At 72.8% G+C, this 7,113-nt stretch carries 11 protein-coding genes; all 11 read left to right on the top strand.

Features of this window, described 5'->3' with window-relative positions; all coding sequences use genetic code 11:
* Positions 1–1,245: 23S rRNA (uracil(1939)-C(5))-methyltransferase RlmD (rlmD, locus tag VGT06_13465; protein HEV8664130.1), on the top strand; the 1,245-nt coding region annotated here is incomplete at its 5' end.
* A complete protein-coding gene (locus tag VGT06_13460) occupies positions 1,242–1,532 on the top strand; it encodes a hypothetical protein (GenBank protein HEV8664129.1) in 291 nt (96 codons plus the stop codon). The genes rlmD and VGT06_13460, both read left to right, overlap by 4 nt.
* A gap of 167 nt (positions 1,533–1,699) precedes the next feature.
* Complete coding sequence (locus tag VGT06_13455) at positions 1,700–2,059, top strand: DUF6152 family protein (GenBank protein HEV8664128.1); 360 nt, start codon at positions 1,700–1,702, stop codon at positions 2,057–2,059.
* Entirely contained in the window at positions 2,056–2,553 is a 498-nt protein-coding gene (locus VGT06_13450; protein HEV8664127.1) for a hypothetical protein, read from the top strand. Before VGT06_13455 ends, VGT06_13450 begins: the two co-directional genes overlap by 4 nt.
* Before the next feature lie 156 nt (positions 2,554–2,709).
* On the top strand, positions 2,710–3,360 hold the full coding sequence (locus VGT06_13445) for a YceI family protein (GenBank protein HEV8664126.1): 651 nt from the start codon (positions 2,710–2,712) through the stop codon (positions 3,358–3,360).
* Between the two features lie 5 nt (positions 3,361–3,365).
* Positions 3,366–4,004: a sigma-70 family RNA polymerase sigma factor gene (locus VGT06_13440; protein HEV8664125.1), complete on the top strand. Its 639-nt coding sequence runs from the start codon at positions 3,366–3,368 to the stop codon at positions 4,002–4,004.
* Between the two features lie 120 nt (positions 4,005–4,124).
* On the top strand, positions 4,125–4,673 hold the full coding sequence (locus VGT06_13435) for a sigma-70 family RNA polymerase sigma factor (GenBank protein HEV8664124.1): 549 nt from the start codon (positions 4,125–4,127) through the stop codon (positions 4,671–4,673).
* Positions 4,670–5,146 (top strand): zf-HC2 domain-containing protein, encoded by a 477-nt coding sequence (locus VGT06_13430; GenBank protein ID HEV8664123.1) that lies wholly within the window; start codon positions 4,670–4,672, stop codon positions 5,144–5,146. The genes VGT06_13435 and VGT06_13430 overlap by 4 nt, the downstream gene beginning before the upstream one ends.
* The gene (locus VGT06_13425; protein HEV8664122.1) at positions 5,143–5,577 is read left to right on the top strand and encodes a periplasmic heavy metal sensor; all 435 of its coding nucleotides are present in this window, start codon (positions 5,143–5,145) and stop codon (positions 5,575–5,577) included. The genes VGT06_13430 and VGT06_13425 overlap by 4 nt, the downstream gene beginning before the upstream one ends.
* 43 nt (positions 5,578–5,620) lie before the next feature.
* Positions 5,621–6,724 (top strand): trypsin-like peptidase domain-containing protein, encoded by a 1,104-nt coding sequence (locus VGT06_13420; GenBank protein ID HEV8664121.1) that lies wholly within the window; start codon positions 5,621–5,623, stop codon positions 6,722–6,724.
* Positions 6,725–6,912: 188 nt separating this feature from the next.
* On the top strand, positions 6,913–7,113 hold a 201-nt coding region (locus VGT06_13415), incomplete at its 3' end, for a pirin family protein (protein HEV8664120.1).

The raw sequence follows: 7,113 nt of genomic DNA, 5'->3' as shown, positions 1-7,113 counted from the left end.
GCCGTCTTCGTTCCCTTCGCCGCGCCGGGAGAGGTCGTCCGGGTCCGGATCGTCGAGGAGCGGCAGGACTACCGGCGCGGCGAGCTCCTCGAGGTGGTCACCCCTTCCTCCGACCGACGCGGGGCCCCCTGCCCCCACTTCACGGTCTGCGGCGGCTGCCAGTGGCTGCATCTCACGGAGAGCGCCCAGCAGCATTGGAAGGAGCGGATCCTGCGGGAGCATCTGCAGCGGGGCGCCCGAATCGCTGACGCGCCGGTCCGGCCGTTGCGCGTCCCCGTCCCTCCCCTGGGATACCAGTGGCGGGCCCGGTTTTCCGTGGCCCGCGTCAAGGATCGCTTCCACCTCGGGTATCGGCGGGCCACCTCGCGGCAGGTGGAGGACCTGGAGGCCTGCCCCCTCCTGGCACCCCCGCTGAACCAGGTGCTGGCCGGGCTGCGCGCGCTGGGGCCGGAGTTGCTCCAGGCCTTCCCGGGGCTGCGGGAAGTCCACCTCCAGGGCAGTGAAGCGACGGGGCAGCTCCTCTGTACCTTCCTCCTGCCGCCTGGCGGGCGGGTGCCGCCGCTGCGTCCCCTCTTCGAGAGCCTGGCCGCTGCCGCCCCGGGCCTCGTGGGGTTGAGCGTTCAGGAGGAGACGGCAGAGGGGCGGCGGCGGCGGGCGCGGCTCGGGGAGGAGGCGGTGACGGAGCAGATGGGGGAGGTGCGGCTGCGGGTGACGCCGGGGGCGTCGTTCCCGGTCTCGGGGGCGGCAGCGACAGCCCTCGTCGCCGAGGTGCTTGCCCTGGCGGGACCCACGGGGGCCGAGCGGGTCCTGGACCTGTCCTGCGGCGCGGGGACCATCGCGGTGCCGCTGGGCCAGCGGGCCGCCTCGATCGTGGGTGTGGAGGCGGAGGGGGCCGCCGTGGCCGACGCCCGGCACAACGTCCGGGCGAACGGCTGCCGTCAGGCCCGGATCTGGGAGGGGACGGCGGAGGCGTTCCTGGAGACGGCGGAGGCCCGGCAGGCCTGGGACCTGGTGGTCCTCGAGCCGCAGGAACCCGGTCTCTCCCGGCAGGCGCTGGAGGGGGCGGTGGCGCTGGCGCCGCCCCGCCTCCTCTACATCTCCAGCGACGTGAGCACCTTCGCGCGGGATGTCGGACGCCTCCGCGAACGGGGCTACACCCTGGAGGCGGTCCAGCCCCTGGACTCCTCCCCGCAGACCTACCATCTGCAGGTGGTGGCGCGCTTCGGGCAGGAGGGAGCGGGATGATCCGGTTCTCGGAGGCAGGCCTTCAGGCGTTCAAGGAGGAGCGCGAGCGCCTCGGCAAGCCAAACCTCGGCGTGCAGATCGCCTTCGCCTACGGCTGCGGCGGGGCGGGGTTCCGGGTCACCTTCACGGACGACCCGATGGACCACCATGAGGTCCAGGAGGACCGGGGGGTGCCGATCTGGCTGGACAGCCAGTGCGCCGCCGGCCTGGACGGGGCCGTGATTGACCATGACGGGACCGGGTTCCTGCTTCGCCACCCGGATGCCGCGATCGTTGAATTCTGCTGATTTCCGCCGGATAGCCGCCCTTCGCCGCCGGGAACTTTCCAGGGGCATGGTCCCGTCTAATGTAGGGAACGGCGCGGTGGCAGTCCCCGGGGCATTGCTTTAGCGCCGCGGGCGGCGGGGAGGGGACCGGGAGACATGGTGGGGATCCTGCGCGAAGGAGGTTCCGGATGTTGACGCGGAGGGCAGGCGCGCTGGCGATCGCGGTCGCCCTGTTGGCCACCGCGGCGGCGGTCGGGGCGCATCACGGCTGGAGCGGGTACGACAGCAGCCGGCCCCTGGATTTAACCGGGGTCATTCGCGAGGCCGGGTACGAGCACCCGCACGCGTACCTCAGGCTCGAGGCTCCCGAGAAGGCCTGGGTGGTTGTCCTTGCGCCCCCGTCCCGGATGGAGCGGCGGGGGGTCACACGGGAGATGCTGAAGGTCGGGACGGCGGCGCGGGTGGTCGGCTACCCGCACCGGACCGAGCCCGACGAGATGCGGGCGGAGCGGATCACAATCAACGGCAAGACCGTGGAACTCCGGTGATTCACGAGCCGGTTGGTCCGGCCTGGCTGGTCTGGCTGGAACGGACCGCCCTGGCCGAGGCGATGCGACAATGGCTCTGGCTCTATCCCATCGTCGAGATCGTGCACATCGCCGGCTTCGTCGTCCTCGTCGGCGCGGCCGTCATGTTCGACGTCCGGCTGCTCGGCCTCTCCCGGCGCCTGGCCGTCGCCGACATGGCCCGGCACCTCCTCCGCTGGGCCCGCGCGAGCGTCGCGCTGGTCGTCCCCTCGGGCCTGCTGATGTTCACGGCCCACGCGACCGAGCTGGCCGCGAGCCCGGTGTTCCGGCTGAAGCTCGCCCTGATTGCGGCCGCCGGGCTCAACGCGGCGGCCTTCCACCGGGGCGTCTTCCGGTCGGTCGAGGCCTGGAACCGGGATGTGGAGTCGCCGGCCGCGGCCAAGGCGGCCGCCGTCCTGTCGCTCCTCTTCTGGACCGGCGTTATCTCCTGTGGCCGGCTGCTGGCGTACTTCTGATCGAGCGAGGCCCGATCCCTGCCCGCCGGGAACGGGAGGCCGCGGTCGGGTGTTTATTCCTATGACGGAACAGGAGCGCCGGGGTGCGTTTGCGCACGTCTTCTCGCGCGATCCGCCTCTTTTGTTCCACCCGCTCTCTTCATTCGAGGAGGCTCCATGTATTCTCGCATCAACCATTCCCTGATCGCCCTGCTCCTCGGCCTCACCCTCCCCGCCCTGGGGGAGGCCGCTCCCCTCACCTTCAAGCTCCTCCCCACCTACTCCCGGGCGACCTTCAAGAGCGACGCCCCCCTGGAGACCATCGTGGGCACCACGGCGGGCCCGGCCGTGGAGGGACGCCTCACGGTGGACCCGGCGGATCCCACCACCGCCCGAGGAACCATCCGGGTGGATCTCAGCGCCCTGCGGAGCGGGGTGGAGAAGCGGGATGCGGACATGCGGGGGAAGGACTACCTGGACGTGGAGGGGGGGGAGCAGAACCGGTACGCCGTTTTCACCCTCACCAGGGTCACCCTCCCCGGACCCCTCGCCCCCGGGCAGGAGCGGGAGGGGACCGCCAAAGGGACCCTCACCATCAAGGGCCGGCCCGTTGAAACCGAGGCGGCCGTTCGGGCGACCTACCTCACCCTCACCCCCGCCCAGGTGGAGCAACAGAAGCGCTTCGGGTTCACGGCCGATAACCTGAAGGTCCGGGCGAAGTTCGGGACCACGTTCACGAACCACGGGATGCAAATCCCCCAGCTCCTCTTCCTGAAGGTGGCCAACGACCTCCAGCTCGAGGCTGACCTCACCTTCGTCCGAGAGTAGGGGAGGTGGGCGAGCATCTCCAGGTGGCCACGCTGCCGGATGCGGTGCTGGTGGACCGCGTCAGGGCCGGGGACGAGGAGGCCTTCGGCGGGCTCCTGCAGCGCTACCAGGGGAAGGTCTACCGTCTGGCCATGCATCTTACCCGCAACCCCCAGGACGCGGAGGAGGTCACCCAGGACGTCTTCCTCGCGGTCTACCGGAAACTCAGGGATTTCGAGGACCGGGCCTCCTTCAGGACCTGGCTGTACCGCATCGCGAGCAACGCGGCTCTCATGAAGCTCCGGCGCCGCCGGCCCGTCGTCCCCCTCGCCGGCGGGATGGAGGGGCCGGCCTTCCGGGAGGACGGCCAATTCGCCCAGGCGGTGGCGGACTGGTCGGCCTACCCGGAGGCCGAACTCCTCGCCGCCGAGCGCCGGTCGGTGCTGGAGCAGGCCATCGTGACCCTGTCCCCGGACGATCAGGCGGTCGTGGTCCTCCGGGACATCGAGGGACTGAGCAACCAGGAGGTGGCGGAGATCCTCGGCACCACCCTCCTGGCGGTCAAGTCCCGGCTGCACCGGGCCCGCCTCGCCCTGCGGGAGCGGCTCGCGGCCTACTTCGGGGCCGGGCGGGCAGGCGGTGGGGCCGCGACATTCGCCGGGTGAGGCGATGCGGCCGGGAACCTTTCGGGGGCGTGGCGCCATCTAAACGTGCACGAGACGGCTTCACAGGCGCGGTCGGCGGTCCCGGGACCCGTTCCGGGCCGTGGCGTTCTCCAGGTAGCCGTGAGCGATATCCCGCGGGACCTCCTCATCCGGTGTCAGGAAGGCGACCGGGACGCATTCGCACCCGTGTACGAGCGGTTCAAGAGGACGATGCACACGCTGGCGCTCCACCTGCTGGGGAACCGGGCCGACGCGGATGAGGCGACCCAGGAGATCTTCCTGACGGCCTGGCGCGCCCTCCCATCATTCCGGTTCGAGGCCCGTTTCGGCACCTGGCTGTACCGGCTGGCCGTGAACGTGTGCTTCGAGCGCCTGCGCCGGGAGGGGCGTCGGCGCGTCCTCGGGAACGGCAACGGGGCAGGCCCGGAGCGGGTGACGCTCACGACCCGCCCGGCGGCCGACGGGCCTGGGGCCGATGTGCGCGCGGCCCTGGCGAGGCTGGACCCGGCCTACCGCGCGTGCGTCATCCTGCGCGACGTGGAGGGGCTCTCCTACCAGGAGATCGCGGCGGCCCTCGCCGTGCCGGTGGGGACGGTGCGGTCCCGCATCGCGCGGGGCCGGGAGGCCTTGCGGGTGGCCCTGCGCGAGTGGGAGGGGAACGCGCCATGATGCACCTTTTGGCGTCCCGCCGCCTCTCGGCCTACCTGGACGGGGAACTGGCGCCGGGGGAGCGGCTGGCCGTCGAGCGCCACCTGGGCCGCTGTCCGCGCTGCGCGGCCCGCCTGCAGGACCTCGGGCGTCTCCGGGGAGCGCTCCGCTCGCTGCCGCGCTCGGTCCCTGCGGAGGACGGGTGGACTCGGCTGCGCGAGGAAATCGGCGGCGCAGCGCCGGAGCGCGCCCGGCTCCGCTGGCGGCCGGCCACCGCCCGCCGGTGGGCGCCGGTCGCGGCGACGGCCGCGCTCCTGGCCGCCCTGGGGGCCTCCCTTTACCTGACCTCCGCGCCCGGTCCGCCCCGCGAGTCTCTCGCGTCCCTCACGACGACGCATTTGATCGAGGAAGAGCCCCTCCCGCTCTCCCCCTCGATCGAGCTGGTCCTGGTCGCCCGCGGCAGCGGCGGGGCGGACCGGGGGGAGGAGCCATGACGATCCGCTCTCTCGCCGTGGGCCTGCTCGTCACCGCCGGCCTGGCGGCGGCCGCCCCCGCGGCCCGGGCCGGCGGGGACGGGGTCGGCCTGCGGTTCGACCGCGTCCTCGCCGAGCTCGACCTCACCGAGGCCCAGCACCAGCGGGTCCTGGCGCTCCGGGGCCGGTTCGCGGAGGAGACGGGCGCCCTCACGCGGGCGCTCTACCGCCAGGCCGGCGAGCTGGCGCGCCGCCTCGAGGAGCCGGCGGGGAGCCCGCAGGCCATCGAGGCCCTGGTGCAGGAGATCGGCCGGCTGAAGACGGACCTGCTGCGGGTGCGCGTCCGGGCGATCCGGGAGCTGCGGGACGCCCTGAGCCCGGAGCAGCAGGCGAGGCTCAAGGTGCTGTTCGAAGAGAGCCGGCGGGGCGCCGCCGCCCCGGCGCCTCAATAGGGCGGCGGCGCGGCGACCTCCGCTTCCATCGAGGAGGAAGGTGATGCGGATCGGGCGAGTCCCCGGGATCGTATGTGGTGTCCTGCTCCTCGTGACCGGCCCCGCCGCCACCCCCGCGCCGGCGCTCGGTCAGGAGGCGCCTCCCCTCACCCTGACGCTGCCGCCAGCTCCGGGCACGCCAGACCCCGAGCTGGCCCGGATCAGTCGGCCCCTGGTGCGCCTGGCGGATTCGCTCCGCCCGGCCCTGGTGCAGGTGCGGGGGCGGGGGCGTCCGGCGGGGCCGCCCGACGGCGGGGAGGCGCCGGACGGGCGGGGGCCGCGGCGCGGCATCGGCTCCGGCTTCCTCGTCTCACCCGAGGGGCACGTGATCACGAACCATCACGTGGTGCAGGGCGCCCGAGGCGTCGAGGTGCGCTTGCACGACGGGAGGCGGCTCGCGGCCCGGGTGCTCGGGTCGGACGCCCGCACGGACCTGGCCGTCCTCAAGGTGGACGGCGTCGCGGACCTCCCGGTGATGCGGCTGGGGGACTCCGACGCCCTGCAGGTCGGCGAGCTGGTGATGGCCCTCGGCAACCCCTTCGGCCTCGAGGAGAGCGTAACCCTCGGCATCGTCAGCCGGAAGCCGGCCCGGTCGAGCGCGGCGGGCCCGGGCTTCCAGTTCATCCAGACGGACGCCGCGGTGAACCCAGGCAACAGCGGTGGGCCCCTGGTGAATATGGCCGGCGAGGTGGTCGGCGTGAACTCCGCGGCCACCAGCCGCGGGAGCATCGGCTTCGCCATCCCGTCGCGGGTGGTGCAGGCGGTGGCGCCGGTCCTGGCGGCCCAGGGCAAGATGACCTGGGGATGGCTCGGCGTGACCATCAGCGACATCGAGGAGGAGCCCGCGGTCGCCGCCCCCGGCGCGCCCCTGGAGGGCGGCGCCCTCGTTCGCGAGGTGCGCCCCGACGAGCCCGCGGCCCGGGGCGGCGTCAAGCCCGGAGACGTGGTGGTCGAGGTGGACGGGAAGCCGGTGCGCGAACCCCGGGACCTCCAGCAGATTGTCGCAGGCCTCGCGCCCGGCCGAGCGATACCGCTGGCCGTGCTGCGGGACGGCCGGCGCGAGACCCTCACGGTCCAGATCGGCGAGGCCCCCAGCTCGATTCCCTGAGGCCGGGCGGCCTCCGCCGGCCCGCCCTCCAGGGCGGGGCCGATCCGGCAACCCCTGTCGGTGCCCGCCTCGGGGAGCCTCGATGTCCGGCTCCCCAAAAATCCTCTCGACAGGCTGCATTCCAGCGACTATATCCGGGGGCATGGCGGGATGCCTCCGGGCGGCGCCGTGCCGCGGGAGAGAGGACGATGATCACGGTGATCAAGTCCAAAGACCGGCACCACGCGGACATGGGGTGGCTGTCCACCTCCTGGCACTTCTCCTTCGATGATTACTACGATCCGGCCAACATGAACTGGGGCCCCCTGCGGGTCTTCAACGACGACGTGATTCAGCCCGGGCGGGGATTCGATCCCCATCCCCACCGGGACATGGAGATCGTCACCTAC

It is taken from the genome of Candidatus Methylomirabilis sp., from assembly GCA_036000645.1.
Lineage (GTDB): Bacteria > Methylomirabilota > Methylomirabilia > Methylomirabilales > JACPAU01 > JACPAU01.
This window is presented reverse-complemented; position numbering and strand designations above follow the sequence as displayed.